The organism is Streptomyces sp. NPDC088747, assembly GCF_044751025.1.
In the GTDB taxonomy this organism is placed as follows: domain Bacteria; phylum Actinomycetota; class Actinomycetes; order Streptomycetales; family Streptomycetaceae; genus Streptomyces.
The window spans coordinates 187850-212827 of the sequence record NZ_JBIVKZ010000005.1 but is presented as its reverse complement, the minus strand read 5'-3'; the positions used below and the strand labels follow the sequence as shown (position 1 = coordinate 212827).

At 71.5% G+C, this 24978-nt stretch carries 21 protein-coding genes; 10 read left to right on the top strand and 11 right to left on the bottom strand.

Annotated features, from left to right (window positions below; genetic code table 11):
* Positions 1-79 precede the first annotated feature (79 nt).
* The 5 genes from ACIP79_RS14310 to ACIP79_RS14290 all read right to left on the bottom strand — a co-directional run bounded on the left by ACIP79_RS14310 (position 80) and on the right by ACIP79_RS14290 (position 7218).
* Positions 80-703 (bottom strand): GntR family transcriptional regulator, encoded by a 624-nt coding sequence (locus ACIP79_RS14310; RefSeq protein WP_383688025.1) that lies wholly within the window; start codon positions 701-703, stop codon positions 80-82.
* 369 nt (positions 704-1072) lie between these two features.
* Positions 1073-2890: a 2-oxoglutarate dehydrogenase, E2 component, dihydrolipoamide succinyltransferase gene (gene sucB, locus ACIP79_RS14305; protein WP_401222982.1), complete on the bottom strand. Its 1818-nt coding sequence runs from the start codon at positions 2888-2890 to the stop codon at positions 1073-1075.
* A gap of 92 nt (positions 2891-2982) precedes the next feature.
* Positions 2983-4371 carry a dihydrolipoyl dehydrogenase gene (lpdA, locus tag ACIP79_RS14300; RefSeq protein WP_383684379.1) on the bottom strand — a complete coding sequence of 463 codons (1389 nt, stop codon included), beginning with the start codon at positions 4369-4371 and terminating at the stop codon, positions 2983-2985.
* Between the two features lie 271 nt (positions 4372-4642).
* Positions 4643-6172 carry a leucyl aminopeptidase gene (locus ACIP79_RS14295; protein ID WP_401222980.1) on the bottom strand — a complete coding sequence of 510 codons (1530 nt, stop codon included), beginning with the start codon at positions 6170-6172 and terminating at the stop codon, positions 4643-4645.
* 263 nt (positions 6173-6435) lie between these two features.
* Positions 6436-7218, bottom strand: a complete 783-nt coding sequence (locus ACIP79_RS14290; RefSeq protein ID WP_401222978.1) for an adenosylcobinamide-GDP ribazoletransferase — start codon at positions 7216-7218, stop codon at positions 6436-6438.
* A 71-nt stretch (positions 7219-7289) separates the two neighbouring features.
* Between ACIP79_RS14290 and ACIP79_RS14285 the strand changes: the two genes are divergently transcribed.
* Positions 7290-8057 (top strand): hypothetical protein, encoded by a 768-nt coding sequence (locus tag ACIP79_RS14285; RefSeq protein WP_401222976.1) that lies wholly within the window; start codon positions 7290-7292, stop codon positions 8055-8057.
* Positions 8058-8175: 118 nt separating this feature from the next.
* Here the strand turns inward: ACIP79_RS14285 and cobT are convergent, their stop codons facing one another.
* Positions 8176-9372 (bottom strand): nicotinate-nucleotide--dimethylbenzimidazole phosphoribosyltransferase, encoded by a 1197-nt coding sequence (gene cobT, locus ACIP79_RS14280; protein WP_401222974.1) that lies wholly within the window; start codon positions 9370-9372, stop codon positions 8176-8178.
* A gap of 130 nt (positions 9373-9502) precedes the next feature.
* Between cobT and ACIP79_RS14275 the strand changes: the two genes are divergently transcribed.
* Positions 9503-10618, top strand: a complete 1116-nt coding sequence (locus ACIP79_RS14275; RefSeq protein ID WP_401222972.1) for a class I SAM-dependent methyltransferase — start codon at positions 9503-9505, stop codon at positions 10616-10618.
* 6 nt (positions 10619-10624) lie between these two features.
* Here the strand turns inward: ACIP79_RS14275 and ACIP79_RS14270 are convergent, their stop codons facing one another.
* Entirely contained in the window at positions 10625-11827 is a 1203-nt protein-coding gene (locus ACIP79_RS14270) for a bifunctional adenosylcobinamide kinase/adenosylcobinamide-phosphate guanylyltransferase (RefSeq protein ID WP_401222970.1), read from the bottom strand.
* Positions 11828-11940: 113 nt separating this feature from the next.
* Here ACIP79_RS14270 and ACIP79_RS14265 point away from each other — a divergent pair, with 113 nt between their 5' ends.
* The gene (locus tag ACIP79_RS14265; RefSeq protein WP_266826299.1) at positions 11941-12156 is read left to right on the top strand and encodes a hypothetical protein; all 216 of its coding nucleotides are present in this window, start codon (positions 11941-11943) and stop codon (positions 12154-12156) included.
* Positions 12157-12207: 51 nt separating this feature from the next.
* Here ACIP79_RS14265 and ACIP79_RS14260 read toward each other — a convergent pair whose 3' ends face one another.
* From ACIP79_RS14260 to ACIP79_RS14250, 3 genes are all read right to left on the bottom strand, one after another.
* A complete protein-coding gene (locus ACIP79_RS14260) occupies positions 12208-13302 on the bottom strand; it encodes a S1C family serine protease (protein ID WP_401222967.1) in 1095 nt (364 codons plus the stop codon).
* A gap of 63 nt (positions 13303-13365) precedes the next feature.
* Complete coding sequence (locus ACIP79_RS14255; protein WP_387180583.1) at positions 13366-14067, bottom strand: class I SAM-dependent methyltransferase; 702 nt, start codon at positions 14065-14067, stop codon at positions 13366-13368.
* 83 nt (positions 14068-14150) lie between these two features.
* Complete coding sequence (locus ACIP79_RS14250) at positions 14151-14774, bottom strand: DUF3043 domain-containing protein (RefSeq protein WP_401222965.1); 624 nt, start codon at positions 14772-14774, stop codon at positions 14151-14153.
* A 309-nt stretch (positions 14775-15083) separates the two neighbouring features.
* Here ACIP79_RS14250 and ACIP79_RS14245 point away from each other — a divergent pair, with 309 nt between their 5' ends.
* From ACIP79_RS14245 to ACIP79_RS14220, 6 genes are all read left to right on the top strand, one after another.
* Positions 15084-15878, top strand: coding sequence for a PspA/IM30 family protein (locus ACIP79_RS14245; RefSeq protein WP_387180585.1), 795 nt, complete (start codon positions 15084-15086; stop codon positions 15876-15878).
* A gap of 31 nt (positions 15879-15909) precedes the next feature.
* The gene (locus ACIP79_RS14240; protein ID WP_401222964.1) at positions 15910-16188 is read left to right on the top strand and encodes a hypothetical protein; all 279 of its coding nucleotides are present in this window, start codon (positions 15910-15912) and stop codon (positions 16186-16188) included.
* Between the two features lie 204 nt (positions 16189-16392).
* The gene (locus ACIP79_RS14235) at positions 16393-17610 is read left to right on the top strand and encodes a sensor histidine kinase (protein WP_383684399.1); all 1218 of its coding nucleotides are present in this window, start codon (positions 16393-16395) and stop codon (positions 17608-17610) included.
* Positions 17607-18290: a response regulator gene (locus ACIP79_RS14230; protein ID WP_383684401.1), complete on the top strand. Its 684-nt coding sequence runs from the start codon at positions 17607-17609 to the stop codon at positions 18288-18290. Before ACIP79_RS14235 ends, ACIP79_RS14230 begins: the two co-directional genes overlap by 4 nt.
* Positions 18291-18446: 156 nt before the next feature.
* Positions 18447-21578: an efflux RND transporter permease subunit gene (locus tag ACIP79_RS14225; RefSeq protein WP_401222961.1), complete on the top strand. Its 3132-nt coding sequence runs from the start codon at positions 18447-18449 to the stop codon at positions 21576-21578.
* A gap of 228 nt (positions 21579-21806) precedes the next feature.
* On the top strand, positions 21807-22922 hold the full coding sequence (locus ACIP79_RS14220; RefSeq protein WP_401222959.1) for a glycoside hydrolase family 19 protein: 1116 nt from the start codon (positions 21807-21809) through the stop codon (positions 22920-22922).
* A gap of 112 nt (positions 22923-23034) precedes the next feature.
* Here the strand turns inward: ACIP79_RS14220 and nadA are convergent, their stop codons facing one another.
* Positions 23035-24231, bottom strand: coding sequence for a quinolinate synthase NadA (gene nadA, locus ACIP79_RS14215; RefSeq protein WP_401222958.1), 1197 nt, complete (start codon positions 24229-24231; stop codon positions 23035-23037).
* 300 nt (positions 24232-24531) lie between these two features.
* Here nadA and ACIP79_RS14210 point away from each other — a divergent pair, with 300 nt between their 5' ends.
* Complete coding sequence (locus tag ACIP79_RS14210; protein WP_365427349.1) at positions 24532-24888, top strand: iron-sulfur cluster assembly accessory protein; 357 nt, start codon at positions 24532-24534, stop codon at positions 24886-24888.
* Positions 24889-24978: the final 90 nt, after the last annotated feature.

Genomic DNA, 24978 nt, shown 5'->3' with positions numbered 1-24978 from the left:
CGCCGACGGGCACGCGGTGCCGTGAATTCGAGGGGTTTCCGCAGGTGAGCGCGGGTGCGCTCACAGCGTCACGACAGGGTCACGGCCGTGGCGCGCAGCCGAGCACGTGCGCCTTCACCAGGTCGGCGATCAGCGGGTCCCGCCGCCGGAACGCGGCCACGAGTGCCTCGTGCTCCTCCGCGTACGACTGCTGTACGGTCCCCAGCCAGCGGATGGACAGGGCGGTGAACACCTCGATGCCCAGGCCCTCCCAGGTGTGCAGGAGGACCGAGTTCCCGGCGGCCCGCACCAGTTCCCGGTGGAAGGCGACGGTGTGCCGGACCTGGCCGGTGCCGTCGGCCAGCCGGTCGGCCTGGTACAGCGCGGTGACGTGCGGCTCCAGGGCTGAGCAGTCCAGGGCGAGCCGTTCGGCCGCGAGTTCCGCCGCGATGGCCTCCAGGCCGGCCCGCACGGGGTAGCTCTCCTCCAGGTCGGCGGCGGTCAGATTCCGTACCCGTACGCCCTTGTTGGGGGCCGACTCGATCAGCCGGAGCGACTCCAGCTCGCGCAGCGCCTCGCGCACCGGCGTCTGGCTGACCTCCAGCTCGGTCGCGATCCTGCGCTCCACGATCCGCTCGCCCGGCTTCCAGCGCCCGCTGACGATCCCCTCCACGATGTGCTCGCGGATCTGCTCGCGGAGCGAGTGGACGACGGGCGCGGTCATGAGGGCTCCTTTGCTGGGGGCGTACCGGCCCCAGGGGCGTTTGACCATTAGACAATAAGGCCGACCTCACGCCGACGAGAGGCGCACGGGGGCGCTTTCGCGCAGGTGAGACGAGACTTACACGCTGTCAGGGCGAGCCCTCCTGTAAAGACCCGTACCGGCTGCGGTGCGGAGCGGTCACGTCCGCGCCACCCCGGGAACCCCCGGGCCCCGCACGGAGTGACGGCGAGCACGGGGGCCGCCGGACCGGGCACCCCGGACCACGGCCTGCGTGCCCGCGTGCCTTCGGTCACGACGGCCAGGTCGGACACGGAAACGCGCTGCCCCCGGCCGGAACTCCGGACGGGGGCAGCGCGTGAGCGGTGGGGGCTACAGGCCGAGTTCGACCTCGAACTCGCCCGCCTCCAGGATCGCCTTGACCGCCGTCAGGTAACGGGCCGCGTCGGCGCCGTCCACCAGACGGTGGTCGTAGGAGAGTGTCAGGTACGTCATGTCGCGGACGCCGATGACCGTGCCCTCGTCCGTCTCGATGACGGCCGGACGCTTGACCGTGGCACCGATGCCCAGGATCGCGACCTGGTTCGGCGGCACGATGATCGTGTCGAAGAGCGCGCCGCGCGAGCCGGTGTTGGAGATGGTGAAGGTCGCGCCGGACAGCTCGTCCGGGGTGATCTTGTTCGCCCGGACCTTGCCCGCGAGCTCGGCGGTGGCCTTGGCGATACCGGCGATGTTCAGGTCGCCCGCGTGCTTGATGACCGGGGTCATCAGGCCCTTCTCGGAGTCCACCGCGATACCGATGTTCTCGGTGTCGAAGTAGGTGATCGTGCCCTCTTCGACGTTGATCCGGGCGTTGACGGCCGGGTGGGCCTTCAGCGCCTGGGCCGCCGCCTTCACGAAGAACGGCATCGGGGAGAGCTTGACGCCCTCGCGGGCCGCGAAGGAGTCCTTCGCCTGCGCGCGGAGCTTCATCAGCCGGGTGATGTCGACCTCGACGACCGAGGACAGCTGGGCCTGCTCGTGCAGGGCCTTCACCATGTTGTCGCCGATGACCTTGCGGATGCGAGGCATCTTGACGGTCTGGCCGCGCAGGGGCGAGGCCTCCAGGGTCGGCGCCTTCTTGGCGGCGGCCGGGGCGGCGGCGGGAGCCGGAGCCGCGGCGGCGGCCTTCGCGGCCTCGGCGGCGGCGATGACGTCCTGCTTGCGGATACGGCCGCCGACGCCGGTGCCCTTGACGCTGGACAGGTCGACGCCGTTCTCGGCGGCGAGCTTGCGCACCAGCGGGGTCACGTACGCGCCGTCGTCACCGGAGGTCGCGGCGGGAGCCGGGGCCGGGGTGACAGGGGCGGGCGAGGCCTTCGCGGGCGCCGGCATGGGAGCCGGAGCGGCGGGCTGGGCCGGAGCCGGGGAGGCAGCGGCCGGGGCGGCCGGAGCAGCGGGGGCCGGGGCAGCGGGCGCCGGAGTGGCAGGCGCGGCCGGAGCCGGCGCGGGAGCCGCGGGGGCGGCCGGGGCAGCGGCGGCGGGAGCCTCCGGAGCCTTCGGGGCAGCCGCGGCCGGAGCCGAGCCGGGAGCACCGACGACGGCCAGCTTGGCGCCGACCTCGGCGGTCTCGTCCTCGCCGACCACGATCTCCAGCAGCACGCCGGAGACCGGCGAGGGGATCTCGGTGTCGACCTTGTCCGTGGAGACCTCGAGCAGCGGCTCGTCCTCCGCGACCTCCTCGCCGACCTCCTTCAGCCAGCGGGTGACGGTGCCCTCGGTGACCGACTCGCCCAGTGCGGGCAGCACGACGTCGGTGCCCTCGGCGGAACCGCCGCCGGAAGCGGCCTCCGCGGTGGGAGCGGGCGCGGGCGCCTCGGCCTCGGCCGAGGGGGTGGCCTGCGGGGCGGGCTCCGGCTCGGCGGCCGGGGCTTCCTCGGCGGCCGGGGCGGGGGCGGCTGCGGGCGCGCCCGTGCCGTCGTCGATGACTGCCAGCTCGGCGCCGACCTCCACCGTCTCGTCCTCGGCGACCTTGATGGATGCGAGCACACCGGCGACGGGCGAGGGGATCTCGGTGTCGACCTTGTCGGTCGACACCTCCAGCAGCGGCTCGTCGGCCTCGACGCGCTCGCCCTCGGCCTTCAGCCAGCGGGTGACAGTGCCCTCGGTGACGCTCTCACCGAGCGCCGGAAGGGTTACGGAAACCGCCATGGTTTCTGTTGCTCCTTAACGATGGTGCGGAAGTCTGTGGTCGTCGCGCCCAGGTGCGACGCGGTGACTGATGTGCGGCCGGTGACGGCTGATCAGTCGTGCGAGTGCAACGGCTTGCCCGCGAGGGCCAGGTGGGCCTCGCCGAGTGCCTCGTTCTGCGTCGGGTGGGCGTGGATGAGCTGGGCCACCTCGGCCGGCAGCGCCTCCCAGTTGTAGATCAACTGGGCTTCGCCGACCTGCTCGCCCATACGGTCACCGACCATGTGGACGCCGACCACGGCACCGTCCTTCACCTGGACGAGCTTGATCTCGCCCGAGGTGTTGAGGATCTTGCTCTTGCCGTTGCCCGCGAGGTTGTACTTCAGAGCGACGACCTTGTCCGCGCCGTAGATCTCCTTGGCCTTGGCCTCGGTGATGCCCACGGAGGCGACCTCGGGGTGGCAGTACGTCACCCGGGGGACACCGTCGTAGTCGATCGGAACGGTCTTGAGACCGGCCAGACGCTCCGCCACCAGGATGCCCTCGGCGAAGCCGACGTGCGCGAGCTGGAGCGTCGGGACCAGGTCACCGACGGCGGAGATGGTCGGGACGTTCGTGCGCATGTACTCGTCGACCAGGACGTAGCCGCGGTCGAGCGCGACGCCCTGCTCCTCGTAGCCCAGGCCCTGCGAGACCGGGCCGCGGCCCACGGCGACGAGCAGTACCTCGGCCTCGAACTCCTTGCCGTCGGCGAGGGTGACCTTGACACCGTTCTGGGTGTACTCGGCCTTCGAGAAGAAGGTGCCCAGGTTGAACTTGATGCCGCGCTTGCGGAAGGCGCGCTCAAGAAGCTTGGAGGAGTTCTCGTCCTCGACCGGGACGAGGTGCTTGAGGCCCTCGATCACCGTCACGTCGGTGCCGAAGGACTTCCACGCGGAGGCGAACTCGACGCCGATGACGCCGCCGCCGAGCACGATCGCGGACTCCGGGACGCGGTCCAGGACCAGCGCGTGGTCGGAGGAGATGATCCGGTTGCCGTCGATCTCCAGGCCCGGCAGCGACTTCGGCACGGAGCCGGTCGCCAGGAGCACGTGGCGGCCCTGGACACGCTGGCCGTTCACGTCGACCGAGGTCGGCGAGGAGAGGCGGCCCTCACCCTCGATGTACGTCACCTTGCGGGAGGCGATCAGCCCCTGAAGGCCCTTGTAGAGGCCCGCGATGACCCCGTCCTTGTACTTGTGGACGGCCGCGATGTCGATGCCCTCGAAGGTGGCCTTGACACCGAACTGCTCGCTCTCGCGGGCCTGGTCGGCGATCTCACCCGCGTGCAGCAGAGCCTTGGTGGGGATGCAGCCATTGTGCAGGCAGGTACCGCCGACCTTGCCCTTCTCGATCAGGGCGACGTCCAGGCCCAGCTGAGCTCCGCGCAGGGCCGCGGCGTACCCGCCGCTACCGCCACCGAGGATCACTAGGTCGAAAACGGTGCTGGCGTCGTTCGCCACGTCACGTCCTCCATGCATGTGCGCCGTACGCCGGTCGACTGCGACCGGGCGGCGGCTGGTGTCCGGCCGCTCTTTCTCCGGCCCTGTGGTGGGGGCCCTGTCCTGCCGAGAACCCATCTTCGCACTTGTCGGGGGCGAGCGAGACGCCGGGCCGGTGTGTGACGCGTCCCACCGGCTCCGCGAACGCCTCCACAGGCTCCGCGAAGGGGACAAAACGGCCCCGGGGTGACTTGTCACCCCGGGGCCGTCCACTACGGACGTCGAGGCGGACCTAGCCGAGGTCGCCCGCGGCGGTCAGCTCGGCGAGACGCACCAGCGTCCGCACCGCGGTGCCCGTACCGCCCTTGGGGGTGTAGCCGAAGGGACCGGCCTCGTTGAAGGCGGGGCCGGCGATGTCGAGGTGCGCCCAGGTGATGCCCTCGCCCACGAACTCGCGCAGGAAGAGCCCGGCCACCAGACCGCCGCCCATCCGCTCACCCATGTTGGCGATGTCGGCGGTGGGCGAGTCCATGCCCTTGCGCAGGTGCTCGGGGAGCGGCATCGGCCAAGACTCCTCGCCGACCTCCTCCGCGGCGTCCACGATCGAGGCGCGGAAGGCGTCGTCGTTCGCCATGACGCCGAAGGTGCGGTTGCCGAGCGCCAGCACCATGGCGCCCGTCAGCGTCGCCACGTCGACGATCGCGTCGGGCTTCTCCTCGGACGCCTTCCACAGCGCGTCGGCGAGGACGAGCCGGCCCTCGGCGTCCGTGTTGAGGACCTCGACGGTCTTGCCGCTGTACATGCGCAGCACGTCGCCGGGGCGGGTCGCGGAACCGGAGGGCATGTTCTCGGCCAGCGCGAGCCAGCCGGTGACGTTGACCTCCAGGCCCAGGCGCGCGGCGGCGACCACGGCGGCGAAGACCGCCGCCGCACCGCTCATGTCACACTTCATCGTCTCGTTGTGCCCGGCGGGCTTCAGCGAGATGCCGCCCGAGTCGTAGGTGATGCCCTTGCCCACGAAGGCGAGGTGCTTGGTGGCCTTGGCGGAGGTGTACGACAGCTTCACCAGGCGGGGACCGGCGGCCGAGCCCTTGCCGACGCCGAGGATGCCGCCGTAGCCGCCCTTCTCCAGGGCCTTCTCGTCGAGCACCTGCACCTTGACGCCGTGCTCCTTGCCGGCCGCGGTGACCACGGCGGCGAAGGACTCGGGGTTGAGATCGTTCGGCGGGGTGTTGATCAGGTCGCGGGCGCGGTTGAGCTCCTCGGTCACGGCGGTGGCGCGCACGATGGCGGCCTTGTACGCCGCGTCGCGGGGCTTGCCGCCGAGCAGGGCGGCCTCGCCGAGCGGGCCCTTGCCGTTCTTGGCACCGGCGCCGTTCTTCCCGCTCTCCTTGTACGCGTCGAAGGCGTACGCGCCGAGGCGGACGCCCTCGGCGACGGCACCGGCGTCGGCGGGGTCGGTGATCGGCAGGGCGAACGCGGCCTTCTTCGCGCCGGCCAGGGTGCGGGCGGCGGCACCGGCCGCGCGGCGCAGCGCCTCGGCGTCGTACGTCTCGTCCTTCTCCGGGACCGCTCCCAGGCCGACGGCCACGACGACCGGGGCCTTGAAGCCGGAGGGCGCGGGCAGCTTCGTCACCTCGCCCTCGGCCCCTGAGGCGCCGAGGGTCTCCAGGATGCCGGCGAGCCCGCCGTCGTACGCCTTGTCGACGCCTTCGGCACCCGGTGCGACGACCGGCCCCTTGGGGCCCTTCGCGACACCGACGACGATGGCGTCGGCCCGCAGACCGGACGCCGCGGCGGTGCTGAGAGTGAGAGCAGTCACGGTGGTGAAATCTCGCTTCCGTAGGAATTACTGCGGCCGAATGAGGATGGGTCGACCGGGCCCGGCAATCGACCCTGGATCCGGCCCTGAGGGGTGGGCCTTACCGGGGCGGGGCAAGTACCAGGGTCGAGCCTACGCTCGGGGCCGCGTTCGGCTCATACCGGCAGGTGTTCACCGCCGGGTGACGTGGATGTCGGATCCCCGCCGCTCGCTCGCGGTGACATGCGCCGCACCGTCCGTGTTGGCCCGGTATGGCGGCGGGCTCAGCCGAGTGACAGGACCACGAGCGCTGTCGTCGCCGCCGTCTCGGCGACGCCGCCGAAGACGTCGCCGGTGATTCCGCCGAAGCGGCGCGTGCAGTGGCGCAGCAGCAGTTCGGCGCCGGCGCAGGCGGCGAGCACCGCCAGCACCGCTCGAACCAGGCCGGACGTGCCCAGCAGCGCCCCGGCGCCGGCCGCCGCCACGGTGACGGCGGCGGCCACCAGCAGGGCCCCGCGCACCGGCACCGTGCCCGCGACCGCCGCGCCCAGGCCGTCGGGGCGGGCCGGCGGGACCCCGGTGCGCGCGGCCAGGGTGAGGGCGAGGCGGGCCGCGGTCGCGGAGACGACGGCCGCGAGCACGCCCCGGGCCCAGGAGGTGTCGTACGCCTGGAAGAGCGCGGCCACCTGCGCGAGCAGTACGAAGAGCAGGGTGATCACGCCGAACGGGCCGATGTCCGACTGCTTCATGATCCGCAGCGCGTCCTCGGCGGGCTTGCCGCTGCCGAGGCCGTCCGCGGTGTCGGCGAGTCCGTCCAGGTGCAGGCCCCGGGTGAGGGCGGCCGGTACGGCGGCGGTGGCCACGGCGGCGAGCAGCGGCCCCGCGCCCGACGCCAGCAGTGCCACACCCGCCAGCGCCGCGCCCGCCCCGACGGCCAGCCCGGCCCACGGCGCGCACAGCATCCCGCCGCGCGCGGCCTCGCGGTCCCAGCGGGTCACCGTCACCGGGAGCGCGGTGAGGGTGCCGAAGGCGAACCGGAGGCTGTCGGCGAGGGAGGGCTTGGGCACCGGCGCAGGCTATCCGGCCGTCCGAGGAGCGCCGACGGCGGCTGTCGGCGGCCATGGATAAAGTGCGCAATATGGGTCATTGGTTGTACCGCAACGTCATCGAGCCGGGGAAACTGCCGCTTCTGCTGGCACTCGCCTCGTTCGTGCTGACCTTCCTGATCACCCGGATCATCGTCCGGCTGATCCGGGCGGGCAAGGGCCCGTTCGGCAACATGCAGGCGGGCGGGGTGCACATCCACCACGTGGTGCCGGGTGTCGTGCTGACGGTGATCGGCGGGTTCGGGTCGGTGGCCAGCAGCCGGCACGGCTTCGGCTCGGCGGCCTTCGCCGTGGTGTTCGGGATCGGTACGGGCCTGGTGCTGGACGAGTTCGCGCTGATCCTGCATCTGGACGACGTCTACTGGACCGAGGCGGGACGCCAGAGCGTCGAGGTCGTCGTGGTCACGGCGGCCCTGGTCGGTCTGGCGCTCGCCGGTTTCCTGCCCTTCGGCGTCAACGACCTCAGCCAGCAGGAGCTCCAGGACCGCGGCGGCGCGATCGTGAGCATCCTGGTGAACTTCGCCTTCGCCCTGCTGGCCCTCGGCAAGGGCAAGGTCCGGATGGCGATCTTCGGCGTCGTCATCCCGTTCGTCGCGATCGTCGGCGCCATCCGGCTGGCCCGCCCCGGCTCGCCGTGGGCCAAGCGCTTCTACCGCCGCCGGCCGCGCGCCCGTGCCCGGTCCACCCTGCGCGCCTTCCACCACGACCGCCGCTGGGCCGGCCCCTCCCGGGTCGTCCAGGACTGGATCGGCGGAAAGCCGGACCCCGAGCCCGTCCCCCCACTGCCCGGCGGCCGGTGACCGGACCCCGCGCCCGAGCGCGGCCCAGGAGATGACGGCTCCTCAACTCGCCGTCCCCGTCGGCGCGTTCGAGCGTCACGCACCGCCGACATGACCGGCGTGCCGGGCACGCCCTCTGTTACGCCTCCCGGGCCGAGGGCTCCGCTTCCGCGCGTGCCCCGGCCGCGGTCCCCGGCTCCGGTTCCGGGTCGGCCGCGGTCCCGGCCTCCACCTCTGTTTCCGGCTCCGGATCCGGAACCGGCTCGTCTTCCGTTTCCTCCGCCTCCGCCGACGGCTTCTCCGGAAGCTCCGCCGCCAGGGCGGCCGCCGCCTGGACCAGGGGGAGGGCGAGGAGGGCGCCCGCGCCCTCGCCGACCGTGACCCCGTGGTCGAGCAGCGGCTCGATGGCCATCCGGTCCAGCGCCTTGGCCTGCGCCGGCTCCCCGCTGTTCTGGCCGGCCAGCCACCAGTCCGGCGCGCGGAAGGCGACCCGCTGCCCGACCAGGGCGCAGGCGGCGGCCACGACGCCGTCGAGGACCACCGGCATCTTGCGTACCGCGCTCTGCAACAGGAACCCGGTCATCGCCGCGAGGTCGGCCCCGCCGACCACCGCGAGCAGCTGGAGCTGGTCCCCGAGCACCGGCCGGGCCCGCCGCAGCGCGTCCCGGACAGCGGCGCACTTGCGCATCCACGCGAGGTCGCCGATGGCGAGCCCGCCCCGCCCGGTCACCACGGACGCGTCGGTCCCGCACAGCGCGGCCACCAGCACCGCCGCCGCCGTGGTCCCGCCGACGCTGATGTCGCCGAGCACCACCAGATCCGTACCGGAGTCCGCCTCTTCGTCCGCGACTGCGACCCCCGCGCGGAACGCGGCCTCCGCCTCCTCCTGCGTCAGCGCGTCCTCGACGTCGATACGGCCCGAACCGCGCCGCACCCGGTGCCGTACGACCTCGTCGGGCAGCCCCGCAGGATCGCAGTCCAGCGCCATGTCGACCACGCGCACGGGAACGCCGAGCCGGCGGGCCAGGATCGACGCGGGGCTCGCACCCTCCAGGACCGCCCGCACCAACTGGTCGGCGCTGCCCGCCGGACGCGCCGAGACACCGAGTCCGGCGATCCCGTGGTCCCCCGCGAACAACACCGCACGCGGGTGCTCGATCGGCCGCACCGGTACGGCTCCCTGCGCCGCCGCCAGCCACTCGCCCAGTTCGTCGAGGCGGCCCAGCGAGCCGGGCGGCACGATCTGGCGCTCCCGGTACGCCTCGGCGTCACGGCGGACGCCTCCGTCGGGGCGCTCGATCAGATCGGTGAAGTCGTCGAGATTAAGCGAGCTCATTCGCCGAACAGTACCGGCACCGATCGAACACGTCCGCGCCACGTCGTTGCGCCGGGGACCGCCCTTCAATACGTACCTTTTATGTCGGATTGTCGTGCGACTCGTCCCCACAGAAGCACCAGGAGCACTCATGCCCCCCACCTCGCCGTCGACCGCGGCACGCCGGGCCGCCTGGCTCGGCGAACTCGCCCAGGGCACCGACCGGTTCCACGAACCGCGCCGGGACGACTGCCCCTGGTGCGGCTCGAAACGGCTGCGCACCCGGCTCCGTACGCCGGACCTGCGGCAGCGCAAACCCGGCACCTTCGTCGTCGACGAGTGCGGGGACTGCGCCCACGCCTTCCAGAACCCCCGGCTGACGGCGGAGGGAGTGGCCTTTTACCACCTGGACCACGACCTGGACCACCACTTGGACCAGTACCCCGACCACCACCCGGACCACCACGCCGACACGCCCGACGGCCTCGCCGACCGCATCCTCGCCGCCCGCGCCGGACGAGGTCGCCACCTGGCCGCCGCCCGCGCGATGCTGTCGCACCCCGAGCCGGAGAGCTGGCTCGACGTCGGCACCGGGCACGGGCACTTCCCCGAGGTGGCCAGGGAGATCTACCCGTACACCGCCTTCGACGGCCTCGACACCACCCGGCGCGTCGAGAGGGCCCTGGCCGCCGGACGGGTCGAGGAGGCCCACCGCGGCCGGCTCACCGACCCGGCGACCGCCGAGCGGCTGCGCGCCCGCTACGACGTCGTCAGCATGTTCCACCACCTGGAGCACACCCCCGACCCGCGCGAGGAACTGCGCGCCGCGCTGACGGTGCTGCGCCCCGGCGGCCTGCTCCTCGTCGAAGTCCCGGACCCCGACTGCGCGTTCGGCCCGCTGCTCGGCAAGTGGTGGGTGTCCTACGGGCAGCCGCGCCACCTCCACCTGATGCCGCTGCCCAACCTGCTGGCCGAACTGGAGTCGCTCGGCTGCGAGATCGTGTCGACGGACCGCCGCGAACCGCACATCCCCTACGACCTCTCCGGCGCCGTCGCGCTGGTCCTCAGCCGGGTCCTCCCCGGCCTCGACGCTCCCTGGCGCCCGCTCCCGCCGACGCCGCTCCAGCGCGGACTGCGTACGGCTCTGACGCGGGCGGCCCTTCCGCTGCTCGCCTCGGCCGCCGCCGCGGACCACGTGCTGGCGCCCCTCTTCCGCCGTACCCGCTTCTCGAACGCGTACCGCGTCATCGCGCGCCGCCGGCCGTGAGCGGCCTCAGCCCCGCAGCGTCACCGCCTGACCCGCCACCACCAGCAGCAGGTGCTCGCACTCGCTGCCGAACGCCGCGTTGAGACGGCCGAGTTCGTCCCGGTAGCGGCGGCCCGACGCCGTGGCCGGGACGATCCCCGAACCGACCTCGTTGGAGACGGCGACAAGCGTGCGGCGGGTGTTCCGCACGGCGGCCGTCAGCTCCGCCACCCGGGCCCGCAGCGCGCGTTCCCCGCCGCAGGACCACTCCGCGTCGTCCCAGGCGTTCACGGAGTCCATCGCGTCGGTCAGCCAAAGGGAGAGGCAGTCGATGAGCAGCGGCGCGCCGTCCGCCTCCAGGAGCGGGACGACGTCGCAGGTCTCGACGGTGCGCCAGGAGCCGGGACGGCGCTCGCGGTGGGCGTGCACGCGCGAGGCCCACTCGTTGTCGCCGCTGCGGGTCCCGCCGGTGGCGACGTACACGACGTCGGGGAAGGCCTCAAGACGCCGTTCCGCCTCCACCGACTTGCCGGAGCGCGCGCCGCCGAGCACGAGGGTGCGGCGCGGCACGTCGGGGACGTCCTCGTAGACGCCCACGTCCAGCGTCGACCCGTCCGGGACGGCCCGCGCGCCCGCCGCCGCCAGCCGCCGGCGCAGTTCGGCCCCCGGAGGCACGTCATGGTCCAGGTGCACCGCGATCACGTCCGTCGCCGGGCCGACGGCACCCACCGCGCGCAGCTTCGCCAGCGCGTCCGGGCGCCCCACCACGTCGGCGGCCACCATGTCGTACGGCGGGTCGCCGTTCACGTCGAGACCGGCGGGCGCCGCGCCGGGCGGCAGATAGAGCAGCCGCTGCCCGTCGGGCCCGGTCACCGCGTACCCCGTGCCGGGCGCGTCCATCGCCACCGCCCGCACCCGGTGCCCGGTCAGCAGCGCCAACTCCCGGCCGTCGGGCACCCTCCCGGGCTGCGGCAGCCCGGCCGGCACCTCGACCGCGGGGCCGTCGTGGGGATGCGAGAGCAGCACCTGTCGTACGCCGCCCAGCGAGTGCCCGGCGCGGGCGGCCGCCAGTACGGCGCCGGGGGTGAGGTCGAGCAGCAGCGTGCCGTCCACGAGCAGCGCGGTCGCCGCCCGCGCGTGCTCGCCGTGCGCGGTCGCGCAGGCCGCGCAGGGGCAGTCGGGGCGGGGGAGGCCGTCGGGGGCGCCGGTGCCGAGCAGTGTCAGTTCCACGGAGCTGATTTTCGCGTGTCCCCGCAGGTCTTGCCCGTCCGGCTAGGCTTCGGGCAGAAGTCGGATCTTGTCCGGCTTCCGCTGTGCAGTGAGCCGATACCTGGGAGGCGTACATGGCGGCATGGACGTGGCGGTTCGAGAAGGCCGACGGGACAGAGGTCCAACCCGTGGTGCAGCCCGAGGAGTTCACCACCCAGGGGGACGCGGAGTCCTGGATCGGCGAGGTGTGGAAGGAGCTCCTCGAGGGTGGCGCGGAGCAGGTGTTCCTCTTCGAGGACAGCACACAGATCTACGGGCCGATGAGCCTGCACGCCGCCTCCGAGGCGTAGGCCGGCCGGGGTGCCGACGGGTGCCGGGGTTCCCTCCGGCACCCGGGCCCTCTACTGCTCGCCCAGCGTCACGCCCACCGTCTTCTCGGTGCCGTTCCTCGTGTAGGTGACCGTCGTCCTGTCACCCGGCTTGTCGGCGGCGAGGGCCTCGGAGAGCGAGGTGATGGTGGTGATCGCGGTGTCCCCGAGCCCGGTGATGATGTCGCCCGGCGCGATGCCCGCCCTGTCGGCCCCGCCGCCGTCCTTCACCTCGACCACGGCGACGCCCGCCGCCCGGTAGTCGGCGTCGACGACGGTACGGCCGGTGACACCGAGCGCGGCCCGGCCCGAGTCGGTGACCCTGCCGTCCTGGATGATCTGGTCGGCCACCTTCGTCACCATCGACGCGGGGATCGCGAAGCCGATACCGGGAGCCGTACCGCCCCCGAGGTTCGGATCGGACGCGGCCAGCGTGGGAATGCCGATGACCTTGCCGTCGAGGTCGACCAGCGCGCCGCCGCTGTTACCCGGGTTGATCGCCGCCGACGTCTGCACCATGTTCGCGATGGTCGCCCCGGTGCCGCCGTCGCTGCTGCCCTCGCTGACGGTGCGCCCGGTCGCCGACACGATGCCCTGGGTCACGCTGGACGACAGCCCGAGCGGTGACCCCATCGCCAGCACGATCTGGCCGACCTCGACCTTCGAGGAGTCCCCGAACGACGCCGCCTTCAGGCCGTCCGGCACCTTGTCCAGCTTGACGACGGCGAGATCCTGCTCCGGGTAGGCGTACACCAGCGTCGCCGTCTGCTCGTCCTCGCTGTTGGCGGTCGTGACCTTGAACGTCTTCTCGTCCCCGACCACGTGCGCGTTGGTGACGATGTGCCCCTTGTCGTCGTACACCACCCCGGACCCCAGATCGCTGCTGGCCTGGATCTGCACCACCGACGGCAGCACGTCCTTGATCACCTTCAGGTAGTCGTCCTGGAGGTCACCGGCCGCGACCGGGGCCGCCGCCTGCGTCGTCGTGCCGTCCTTCGCGGACTTCGTGGACCTCGTGGGAGAGGACCCGGAGGAACAGCCGGCGAGCAGGGCGGCGGAGCAGGCGAACACGGCCAGGGGGACGTACAGACGGGAACGGGTGCGGGCAGGGGTACGGAAAGCGTCCATGCCCGAAGTGTCCCTTCGGGGGGCTTTCGCCGACCTGCGGTGCGCACCCGAACGGGTCGGCTGTCAGCCCCGCACTCCGCACAGGTGCAGCAACGCCGCCACCTGACGGTACGGATCGGTCCGCCCGGCCCGTTCCTCCACGGCGAGGAGGGCTTCCAGGTCCGGCGGGACGGGAGCCCCGTCCGGCGCGGTGTCCGTGAAGACCCGCACGCCGTACCAGGCGTGCAGGGGCGCCCCGATCCCGGCGAGCGTCGCCGTCAGCGTGGAGAGCCGGTCGGCGCGCACGTCGAGCCCGAGCCGGTTGCGGTAGACGGTGGTGTCGAACGCCGCGGGCGCCGCCGCCCAGTCCCCGGAGAGACCGGGGCGCATGGCCAGCGCGTCGGCGTTGCGCACCAGCAGCGAGAGCAGCCCGCCGGGGGCCAGCATCCGCGCGAGACCCGCCAGCAGCGGATCGGGTTCCTGGACGTACATCAGCACGCCGTGGCAGAGCACCACGTCGAAGCTTCCCGGCAGGAAGTGGACGCCCGTCTCGCGGCCGTCGCCCTCGATGAGACGCACCCGGCACTGGATGCCCTCGGGCTCAGCGCACAGGGCCTCGCGGGCCACCGCGAGCATCTTCGCGTCCTGTTCGAGCCCGGTCACCTGGTGCCCGGCCCTGGCCAGCCGCAGCGCCTGCGTGCCCTGGCCCATCCCGACGTCCAGCACCCGCAGCCGCTGCCCGACGGGGAACCGCCCGGCTATCTGCTCGTCGAGCTGCCGGGCCACCAGCTCCTGCCGTACGACATCACGCAGTCCGCCCAGCTTGTTCAGCCAGGCGTCCACCGCGCCCCCGGAGAAGGGATTCGCGCTCAGGGCCGCTCTCCGCGCTTGACCTGCGGCTTCGGCAGCCGGAGTCGACGCATCTGGAGGGTGCGCATCAGCGCGTAGGGGACCGCGCCCTTCTTGGGTAGCTCGGGGAAGCGGGTGTTGAGCTGCTTCTTCAGGCGGACCGCGATGCCGACCGAGTCGACCACGATCATCAGGATGACCACGAGCCACAGCAGCAGCGCGATGTTCTGGAGCGAGCCCACCCGCACCATGCTCAGCACGAGGATGAGGACGGCGAGCGGCAGGAAGAACTCGGCGATGCAGAACCGCGAGTCCACGAAGTCGCGCGCGTACTTCCGCACCGGCCCCTTGTCGCGGACGGGCAGATAGCGCTCGTCACCGCTGGCCAGCGCCTGACGCTGCCGCTCCATCGCGGCACGACGGTCGTCGCGCTGCCGCTTCGACGCCTCCTTGCGCGTCGTCGGCGTGTTGGCGACGCTACGACGCTGGGTCTGGGCCTCACTGCGCTTGGGCGTGGGGCGGCCCTTGGGGGCCTGCGGATCACGGGTCAGCTTGGAGTCGGCCAGCGCCTTGTCGGCGGGGGCCTTCTCTTCGTTCGCACGGCTTCGGAACACAAAACCCAAGGGTACGCGGTATGTGCGCATGGACGTCATTCGAGTGGGGAACGATCCGGCAACACCGTACGTCTGTACTGGGAAAGTACTGGGGCAGAGGGGACGTTGCGCACGGTTTCACCGGGCGGGCCCATCGGAATTCCCCAGGTGTTCCGCGGGAACCCCTGGTGGACCCCGAGGTTCACCTACTCCCTACGCCGGAGCGGTGCCGTTCGCAGTCGTCCTTGGGGATGAGCGCATCCGTCCCCGAACAGTGCGGTAATGGATGCAGGGCCCGTACTGTGGGACCTGTTGCAGTACCTGGAGCTGGAGTCCGTCAGAAGGGGGCGCGCGAAGCCCATGAGCGGTGTCATGAAGCGTATGGGAATGATCTTCCGCGCGAAGGCGAACAAGGCCCTTGACCGGGCCGAGGACCCGCGCGAAACCCTCGATTACTCGTACCAGAAGCAGCTGGAGCTGCTCCAGAAGGTGCGCCGCGGTGTCGCCGACGTGGCGACCAGCCGCAAGCGCCTGGAACTGCAGCTGAACCAGCTCCAGAACCAGTCCTCCAAGCTGGAGGACCAGGGCCGCAAGGCGCTGGCGCTCGGCCGGGAGGACCTGGCCCGTGAGGCGCTGTCGCGCCGGGCCGCGCTCCAGCAGCAGGTCACCGACCTGGAGACGCAGCACCAGACCCTCCAGGGCGAGGAGGAGAAGCTCACCCTCGCGGCGCAGCGGCTCCAGGCCAAGGTGGACGCCTTCCGCACCAAGAAGGAGACCATCAAGGCCACGTACACCGCGGCCCAGGCGCAGACCCGGATCGGCGAGGCCTTCTCCGGCATCTCCGAGGAGATGGGCGACGTCGGCATGGCCATCCAGCGTGCCGAGGACAAGACCGCGCAGCTCCAGGCGCGCGCCGGCGCGATCGACGAACTGCTCGCCTCCGGGGCCCTCGACGACCAGTCGGGGCTGGCCAAGGACGACATCCAGACCGAGCTGGACCGGCTCTCCGGTGGTACGGATGTAGAGCTGGAGCTGCAGCGCATGAAGGCCGAGCTGGCCGGTGGCTCCGCGTCGAAGCCGGCGATCGAGGGCAGCCAGGGCCAGGGTCAGTCGCAGTCCCAGCCGCAGGACACGCCGCGCTTCGACAAGCAGTAGCAAGCGGCAACCCACGCCTTAGGAGGGCGACATGATCGTACGGATCATGGGGGAGGGACAGGTGAGGCTGGACAGCAGCCACCTCACCGAACTGGACCGGCTGGACGACGAGCTCCTCGCCGAGGTCGAGAGCGGCGACGAGCCCGGCTTCCGCCGCACCCTGGGCGCCCTCCTGGAGGAGGTCCGCCGCCTGGGCGCACCCCTCCCGGACGACGCCCTGGAACCGTCGGAACTGATCCTCCCGTCCCCGGACGCGACGATCGACGAGGTGCGCGAGATGCTCGGCGACGGGGGCCTCATTCCTGGCTGACGGCGCGATCTCTCAGCCCGTCCGGCGTTTGAGGACGAGCGCGTCAGCGCGATGCGGGGGTCCGGGGGCGGCAGCCCCCGGGAACGGGACGGGCAGGGGCGGAGGGGGCGAGAAACCCCTCCGGGCCCACCCCCGGCCCGCGCCGCCCGACGGATACCGGACACCCCCGTTCCAAGCCCCGCACGGGCCCCGTACCGTGAACGGGTGACCACGCTGGAGCGGACGAAGTGCAGGGCCCGCGCCCACCCCCTGGCCGTGGACGCCACGCTCGCCGCGGGCGTCCTCGTCTGCATGGTGGGCGGCTCCTTCGTCGACCCGCACGGCGAGAACGGCGCCACCTGGATCACCCGCACCCCCAACGCCCTCAGCCTCACCCTGATGGTGCTCGGCGCCGCCGTCCTGGTCTTCCGCCGCCGCGCGCCCATCACCGTCCTCGCCGCGACGAGCGCCGTCTCCCTCGTGGAGCTGGTGGTCGGCGACCCCAGGGCCCCGGTCGCGATGTCCGCAGTCGTCGCCCTCTTCACCGTCGCCTCGGCCACCGACCGACACACCGCCTGGCGCCTCGGCCTGGTCACGATGACCGTGCTGACCGCGGCGGCGATGCTCGCGGGCCCGCTGCCCTGGTACGCCCAGGAGAACCTGGGCATCTTCGCCTGGACCGGCATGGCCGCCGCCGCGGGCGACGCCGTACGCAGCAGGCGCGCCTTCGTGGACGCCATAAGGGAACGCGCGGAACGCGCCGAGCGGACCAGGGAGGAAGAGGCCCGCCGCCGGGTGGCCGAGGAACGGCTGCGGATCGCCCGGGACCTGCACGACGTCGTCGCGCACCACATCGCGCTCGTCAACGTGCAGGCCGGGGTCGCCGCCCATGTGATGGACAAACGGCCCGACCAGGCCAAGGAGGCGCTCGCGCACGTACGCGACGCCAGTCGCTCCGCCCTCAACGAACTCCGCGCCACCGTCGGCCTGTTGAGGCAGACCGGGGATCCCGAGGCGCCCACCGAGCCGGCCCCCGGCCTCGGCCGCCTCGACGAACTCGCCGACACCTTCCGCAACGCGGGCCTTCCCGTCGAGGTGGCCCGCGACCACGGGACCGGCCTGCCCGCCGCCGTGGACCTCGCCGCGTACCGCGTCATCCAGGAAGCCCTGACCAATGTGCGCAAGCACGCGGGACCGGACGCGAAGGCCGAGGTCAGCGTCGTACGCGTGGGCCCGAACGTGGAGGTGACCGTCCTGGACAACGGGCCGGGGCAGGACGAAGGCCCGGAGGAGGGCGGCGGGCACGGACTGCTCGGGATGCGGGAGCGGGTCACCGCGCTCGGCGGCAGATGCACGGCCGGTCCCCGCTACGGAGGCGGCTTCCGGGTCCATGCGATCCTTCCGGTCAAGAACCGCACACCCGCCAGGGGGGCCACCGTATGACCATCCGCGTCCTGCTCGCCGACGACCAGGCACTGCTGCGCAGCGCCTTCCGGGTGCTCGTCGACTCCGAGCCCGACATGGAGGTGGTCGGCGAGGCGTCCGACGGCGCGGAGGCGGTGCGGCTGGTGCGTCAGGAGCGGGCCGACGTCGTGCTGATGGACATCCGGATGCCGGGGACCGACGGGCTGGCCGCCACCCGGCTGATCACCGCCGACCCGACGCTGGAGCACGTACGGGTCGTGATGCTGACGACGTTCGAGGTCGACGAGTACGTGGTGCGGTCGCTGCGGGCCGGCGCGTCCGGGTTCCTCGGCAAGGGGGCCGAGCCGGAGGAGCTGCTGAACGCGATCCGGATCGCGGCGGGCGGCGAGGCGCTGCTGTCCCCGGCGGCGACCAAGGGCCTGATCGCCAAGTTCCTCGCGCAGGGCGACGGTCTGGACGACGAGCGCGACCCCGCCCGCGCCGAGCGGCTCGACGCGCTCACCGGACGTGAGCGCGAAGTGCTCGTGCAGGTCGCCGGCGGGCACTCGAACGACGAGATCGCCGAGCGGCTGGAGGTGAGCCCGCTGACGGTGAAGACGCACGTCAACCGGGCCATGGCCAAGCTGGGCGCCCGCGACCGCGCACAGCTCGTCGTCATCGCGTACGAGTCGGGGCTGGTACATCCGAGGGTGGACTGAACGCCGCCGTCGTGTACTGCGCCTGGAGTAGGTTCCGCATAAGGAAAGGGACCTGCGGGCGACGGATCGGCCGCCGGTGATGGCTCAAGGTGTGAGCGGGGGTGCTCAGATGTGCCCCTCCTGCCGCTCACACCACAGAAGAGAGACCCCTCACCCATGTCCTGGCTGTCCAGATTCAGCCTCGCGCAACGGGCCCTGATAGGTCTGATGTCCGTGGTCGCGCTCGCCTTCGGGGCGATCGCGATCCCCCAGCTCAAGCAGCAGTTGCTGCCCACCTTCGAACTGCCCGTCGTGTCGGTGCTCGCGCCGTACCAGGGTGCCTCTCCCGATGTGGTCGAGAAGCAGGTCGTCGAGCCCATCGAGGACAACCTCGAGTCCGTCGACGGCATCACCGGCGTCACGTCGACGGCGAGCGAGGGCAACGCCCTGATCATGGCGTCCTTCGACTACGGCAACGACACCAAGCAGCTGGTCGCCGACGTCCAGCAGGCCGTCAACCGGGCCCGCGCCCAGATGCCCGACTCGGTCGACCCGCAGGTCTTCGCCGGCTCCACGGACGACATACCGACCGTGGTCCTCGCCGTCACCTCGGACGAGGACCAGCAGGCCCTCTCCGACCGGCTCGACCGGACGGTCGTGCCGGACCTGACCGGCATCGACGGGGTCGGACAGGTCACCGTCGACGGCGTACGGGACCTCCAGGTCACCGTCACTCCGGACGACAAGGACATGGCGCGGGCCGGTCTCACCTCCGCCGCGCTCGGCCAGGCCCTCCAGGCGGGCGGCGCGACCGTCCCCGCCGGTTCCTTCGACGAGGACGGCAGCAACCGCACCGTCCAGGTCGGCGGCGGCTTCACCTCGCTGGAGCAGATCCAGGACCTGATGGTCGTGGGCGCCCCGGGCAAGAAGCCCGTACGGCTGGCCGACGTCGCCACCGTCAAGGAGGAGCAGGCCACCGCCGACTCCCTGACGCGTACGGACGGCAGGCCCAGCCTCGCCGTGAACGTCACCATGGACCACGACGGCAGCGCGGTCGCGATCTCCGACGCGGTTCAGGACAAGCTCGCCGACATGCGCGCGGACCTGGGCGCCGGGGCGGAGATCACCGTCGTCAGCGACCAGGGCCCGGCCGTGAAGAAGTCCATCGACGGTCTGACGACCGAGGGCGCGCTGGGTCTCCTCTTCGCCGTCCTCGTCATCCTGGTCTTCCTGGCCTCGGTCCGCTCGACGCTGGTGACGGCGGTGTCGATCCCGCTGTCCGTGGTGCTCGCGCTGATCGTCCTGTGGACGCGCGACCTGTCGCTCAACATGCTCACCCTCGGCGCGCTGACCATCGCGATCGGCCGGGTCGTCGACGACTCGATCGTGGTCCTGGAGAACATCAAGCGGCACCTCGGGTACGGCGAGGAGCGCGAGGAGGCGATCCTCAAGGCGGTCCGCGAGGTGGCCGGTGCGGTCACCTCCTCGACCCTCACCACGGTCGCCGTCTTCCTGCCGATCGGCCTCACCGGCGGCATGGTGGGCGCGCTGTTCGGCTCCTTCAGCCTGACGGTCACGGCGGCGCTGCTGGCGTCCCTGCTCGTCTCGCTGACCGTCGTACCGGTGCTGTCGTACTGGTTCCTGCGCGCTCCCAAGGGCACCCCGGCGGACGCCGAGGAAGCGCGGCGCAGGGCGGAGGAGAAGGAGGAGCGCAGCAGGCTCCAGCGTTTCTACGTTCCCGTACTGCGCTTCGCGACCCGGCGCAGGCTGACGAGTGTGGCGATCGCGGCCGTCGTCCTGATCGGCACGTTCGGCATGGCGCCGCTGCTGAAGACCAACTTCTTCGACCAGGGCGAGCAGGAGGTCATCAGCGTCAAGCAGGAGCTGAAGCCGGGCACCAGCCTGGCGGCGACCGACGCCTCGGCCAGGCAGGTCGAGAAGATGCTCGACGGTGTCGAGGGCGTCAAGGACTACCAGGTCACCATCGGTTCGTCCGGGTTCATGGCCGCGTTCGGCGGTGGCACGGACACCAACCAGGCCTCGTACCAGATCATGCTGGAGGACTCGGCCTCCTTCGACGACGTCCAGGACGGCATCGAGGAGGGGCTCGGCAAGCTCTCCGGCGTCGGTACGACCACGGTCGCGGCCGGGGACGGGTTCGGCAGCCAGGATCTGAGCGTCGTCGTGAAGGCGGCCGACGCGGGCGCCCTGCGCGAGGCCGCCGAGAAGGTGCGTGACGAGGTCGCGAAGCTGGACGACGTCACGGACGTGACGAGCGACCTGGCGCAGAGCGTGCCGCGCATCTCGGTCAGGGCCAACTCCAAGGCCGCGGCGGCCGGTTTCGACGACGCGACGCTCGGTGCGGCCGTCGGTGAGGCGGTCCGCGGCACGACGACCGGCAAGGCCGTCCTGGACGACACCGAGCGGGACATCGTCATCAGGTCGGCGGAGCCGGCCCGGACGCTCGCCGAGCTGAAGGCCCTCCCGATGGGCGCCGCGAAGCTCGGTGACATCGCGACCGTGCGGTTGGTCGACGGCCCGGTCTCCATGACCCGGATCGACGGTCAGCGAGCCGCCACCATCACGGCGAAGCCGACCGGCGACAACACGGGCGCGGTCAGCGCCGACCTCACGTCGAAGCTGGACGCGCTCAAGCTGCCGTCCGGGGCGACGGCGGAGATCGGCGGGGTCTCGCAGGACCAGGAGGACTCCTTCGCCGCGCTGGGCCTGGCGATGCTGGCGGCGATCGCGATCGTCTTCATGCTGCTGGTGGCGACGTTCAGGTCGCTGATCCAGCCGCTGATCCTGCTCGTCTCGATCCCGTTCGCGGCGACCGGCGCGATCGGCATGCTGATCGTCACCGGTACCCCGATGGGTGTCCCGGCGATGATCGGCATGCTGATGCTCATCGGCATCGTGGTCACCAACGCGATCGTGCTGATCGACCTGATCAACCAGTACCGCAAGCAGGGCTACGGCACGGTCGAGGCCGTCATCGAGGGCGGCAGGCACCGGCTGCGGCCCATCCTGATGACGGCGCTCGCGACCATCTTCGCCCTGCTCCCGATGGCGCTCGGCGTGACCGGCGAGGGCGGCTTCATCGCCCAGCCGCTGGCCGTGGTCGTCATCGGCGGCCTGATCTCCTCGACGCTGCTGACGCTTCTGCTGGTGCCGACGCTCTACACCGTCGTCGAGCTCCGCAAGGAGCGCCGGGCGAAGAAGAAGGCGGCCAAGCGGGCGGCGAGGTCCGGCGGGACCACCGCTCCCGCGGGTGACGAGGACAAGTCCCCGGAACCTGCGGGAGTCTGACCTACCCGCGGCTCGAAGAGGGCCCTTGTCCCGGCGCGACCCGCGCCGGGACAAGGGCCCTTGGCCGTTCAGAGGTCCGTCCGGCACCGTTCCCCGATTGGTCCATACCAAAGCCTTGACGCCGTTTCGCTCACGCCTTAAAACAAGCAATGAAGGACTTGTGAAGGTTCAACGCCCCTCTTTCGACTCCCCACTTGAGCGCAAAACGGCGAAAGGCATGACATGGGCATGAAGGTCAGATGGAGGCGTGCGGCCTACGCCGCGGCCGGCTCGCTGCTGGTAGGTCTGCTGAGCGTGCTGCCCGCGTCTCCCGCCGCGGCGGCCACCGGCCAGATCAGCGGCCTGGCGGGCAAGTGCGTCGACGTGGCCGGCGCCTCGGCGGCCAACGGCACGGCGGTTCAGCTCTACGACTGCAACGGCACCGCCGCCCAGCAGTGGAACGTCGGCTCCGACGGCACCATCCGGGCACTCGGCAAGTGTCTGGACGTCTCGAACAACTCGACCGCCGACGGAGCGCAGATCCACCTGTGGGACTGCGTCGGGGGCGCCAACCAGCAGTGGGTCGTGACGGCGGCCCGGGACATCGTCAACCCCCAGGCGAACAAGTGCCTCGACGTCAGCGGCAACAACTCCGCCAACGCCACCCGGCTGCAGATCTGGACCTGCACCGGCGCCGCGAACCAGAAATGGACGGCTCCGGCCACCGGGGGCGGCGGTACGCCCAGCGGATTCGTCGTCACCGAGGCGCAGTTCAACCAGATGTTCCCGGGCCGGAACTCCTTCTACTCCTACGGCGGTCTGACCGCCGCGCTCGGCGCCTACCCGGCCTTCGCCAACGCGGGCAGTGACACGGTGAAGAAGCAGGAGGCGGCGGCGTTCCTGGCGAACGTGAACCACGAGACCGGCGGGCTTGTCCACATCGTGGAGCAGAACACCGCCAACTACCCGCACTACTGCGACTGGGGCCAGTCCTACGGCTGCCCGGCCGGACAGGCCGCCTACTACGGGCGCGGTCCGATCCAGCTGAGCTGGAACTTCAACTACAAGGCCGCCGGTGACGCGTTGGGCATCGATCTGCTCAACAACCCCTGGCTGGTGCAGAACGACTCCTCGGTCGCCTGGAAGACGGGCCTCTGGTACTGGAACACCCAGTCCGGACCGGGCACGATGACCCCGCACAACGCCATGGTCAACGGGGCGGGCTTCGGCCAGACCATCCGCTCCATCAACGGCTCCCTGGAGTGCGACGGCCGCAACCCCGCGCAGGTCCAGAGCCGCGTCGACGCCTACAACCGCTTCACCGGCATCCTGGGCGTCAGCCCCGGCGCCAACCTCTACTGCTGACCCTCCCGACCGGCCACGTGACCGGGTCCGTGTGAGCGGCCCTGGACCGCTTGGCCTACGGGTAAGGGGCGCCGGCAATGGCCGACGCCCCTTACCCCGACAGCCGTACGGGCTACGGCAGCGCCAGCATCCGCTCCAGCGCCAGCTTCGCGAACTGCTCCGTCTCCCGGTCCACCTCGATGCGGTTGACGAGGTTGCCCGCCGCCAGGGACTCCAGGGTCCACACCAGGTGGGGCAGGTCGATGCGGTTCATGGTCGAGCAGAAGCAGACCGTCTTGTCGAGGAAGACGATCTCCTTGTCCTCGCTCGCGAAACGGTTCGCCAGCCGCCGTACGAGGTTCAGCTCCGTGCCGATGGCCCACTTGGAACCGGCCGGAGCCGCCTCCAGGGCCTTGATGATGTACTCCGTGGAGCCCACGTAGTCGGCCGCCGCGACGACCTCGTGCTTGCACTCGGGGTGCACCAGCACGTTCACCCCGGGGATCCGGGCGCGCACGTCCTCGACCGACTCGACGGAGAACCGGCCGTGCACGGAGCAGTGGCCGCGCCACAGGATCATCTTGGCGTCCCGCAGCTGCTCGGCGGTGAGGCCGCCGTTCGGCTTGTGCGGGTTGTAGACGACGCAGTCCTCCAGCGTCATCCCCATGTCCCGGACGGCGGTGTTGCGGCCCAGGTGCTGGTCGGGCAGGAAGAGCACCTTTGTCGTTGAGGGCTCCCCCTGCCCGAAGGCCCACTCCAGGGCGCGCTGGGCGTTGGAGGAGGTGCAGATCGTGCCGCCGTGCTTGCCGGTGAACGCCTTGATGTCCGCCGAGGAGTTCATGTACGAGACGGGCACGACCTGTTCGGCTATCCCGGCCTCGGTCAGCACGTCCCAGCACTCGGCGACCTGCTCGGCGGTGGCCATGTCGGCCATCGAGCAGCCCGCGGCGAGGTCGGGCAGCACGACCTTCTGGTCGTCGCCGGTGAGGATGTCCGCGGACTCAGCCATGAAGTGCACACCGCAGAACACGATGTACTCGGCCTCCGGGCGCGCGGCCGCGTCCCGGGCCAGCTTGAAGGAGTCGCCCGTGACGTCCGCGAACTGGATGACCTCGTCGCGCTGGTAGTGGTGGCCGAGGACGAAGACCTTGTCCCCGAGCTTCTCCTTTGCCGCGCGGGCACGCTCCACCAGGTCCGGGTCGGACGGCGAGGGCAGGTCACCGGGGCACTCGACGCCACGCTCGCTCCGCGGGTCGGCCTCGCGGCCGAGCAGCAGCAGGGCGAGGGGCGTCGGCTGTACGTCGAGCTCCTGGGCTTGGGCGGTGGTCACGACACCAACCCTTTCTTTTGCGCGGCTCGCTCGGATCACGGTGGCGATCCAGCGGAACATGCCTTTTCGTCGAATTGACGTTATCTATCATAACTGCTTCACGTCACTTTGACGACTGCCATAGCGTCGATGTGACGTGAATCCCGGAGGGGTTGTCCACAGGGCGCTGTGCGTGTCCGGGCCCGTGTGCGAGCATGAAGGGAGAACGCGAAGAACAAGGGCTCGGCCCGGAATGAATCCGCGGCCCCGGCGGTTGGAACCGTCGGCAAGCAGTCTCCGAACAACCCGGGAGAGAAGCAGATGTCCGTATCGGACGAGACCACCACCGTGAACGACGGCATCATCCTGTCCGAGTCGGCCGCGGCCAAGGTCAAGGCCCTGCTCGACCAGGAAGGCCGCGAAGACCTGGCGCTGCGCGTCGCTGTCCAGCCCGGCGGTTGCTCCGGCCTGCGTTACCAGCTCTTCTTCGACGAGCGCTCCCTCGACGGCGACGTCGTCAAGGACTTCGGCGGCGTCAAGGTCGTCACCGACCGCATGAGCGCCCCGTACCTGGGCGGCGCGTCCATCGACTTCGTGGACACGATCGAGAAGCAGGGCTTCACGATCGACAACCCGAACGCGACGGGCTCCTGCGCCTGCGGCGACTCCTTCAGCTAGACCGCGGCCCGCGGCCGAGCTCCCGGCTCACCGCCGCACGCACGCGTACGAAGGCGGCGTCCCCCTCCGGGGGGACGCCGCCTTCGCGTC

Excerpts from the sequence above, each read along its gene's own strand:
- ACIP79_RS14220 (WP_401222959.1), top strand. The coding sequence starts at position 21,807 with ATGAAGGTCAGATGGAGGCGTGCGGCCTACGCCGCGGCCGGCTCGCTG.
- sucB (WP_401222982.1), bottom strand. The coding sequence starts at position 2,890 with ATGGCGGTTTCCGTAACCCTTCCGGCGCTCGGTGAGAGCGTCACCGAG.
- ACIP79_RS14260 (WP_401222967.1), bottom strand. The coding sequence starts at position 13,302 with ATGGACGCTTTCCGTACCCCTGCCCGCACCCGTTCCCGTCTGTACGTC.
- ACIP79_RS14310 (WP_383688025.1), bottom strand. The coding sequence starts at position 703 with ATGACCGCGCCCGTCGTCCACTCGCTCCGCGAGCAGATCCGCGAGCAC.
- ACIP79_RS14265 (WP_266826299.1), top strand. The coding sequence starts at position 11,941 with ATGGCGGCATGGACGTGGCGGTTCGAGAAGGCCGACGGGACAGAGGTC.
- ACIP79_RS14250 (WP_401222965.1), bottom strand. The coding sequence starts at position 14,774 with ATGCGCACATACCGCGTACCCTTGGGTTTTGTGTTCCGAAGCCGTGCG.
- ACIP79_RS14245 (WP_387180585.1), top strand. The coding sequence starts at position 15,084 with ATGAGCGGTGTCATGAAGCGTATGGGAATGATCTTCCGCGCGAAGGCG.
- cobT (WP_401222974.1), bottom strand. The coding sequence starts at position 9,372 with ATGAGCTCGCTTAATCTCGACGACTTCACCGATCTGATCGAGCGCCCC.
- ACIP79_RS14240 (WP_401222964.1), top strand. The coding sequence starts at position 15,910 with ATGATCGTACGGATCATGGGGGAGGGACAGGTGAGGCTGGACAGCAGC.
- ACIP79_RS14225 (WP_401222961.1), top strand. The coding sequence starts at position 18,447 with ATGTCCTGGCTGTCCAGATTCAGCCTCGCGCAACGGGCCCTGATAGGT.
- ACIP79_RS14230 (WP_383684401.1), top strand. The coding sequence starts at position 17,607 with ATGACCATCCGCGTCCTGCTCGCCGACGACCAGGCACTGCTGCGCAGC.
- ACIP79_RS14210 (WP_365427349.1), top strand. The coding sequence starts at position 24,532 with ATGTCCGTATCGGACGAGACCACCACCGTGAACGACGGCATCATCCTG.
- ACIP79_RS14285 (WP_401222976.1), top strand. The coding sequence starts at position 7,290 with ATGGGTCATTGGTTGTACCGCAACGTCATCGAGCCGGGGAAACTGCCG.
- ACIP79_RS14275 (WP_401222972.1), top strand. The coding sequence starts at position 9,503 with ATGCCCCCCACCTCGCCGTCGACCGCGGCACGCCGGGCCGCCTGGCTC.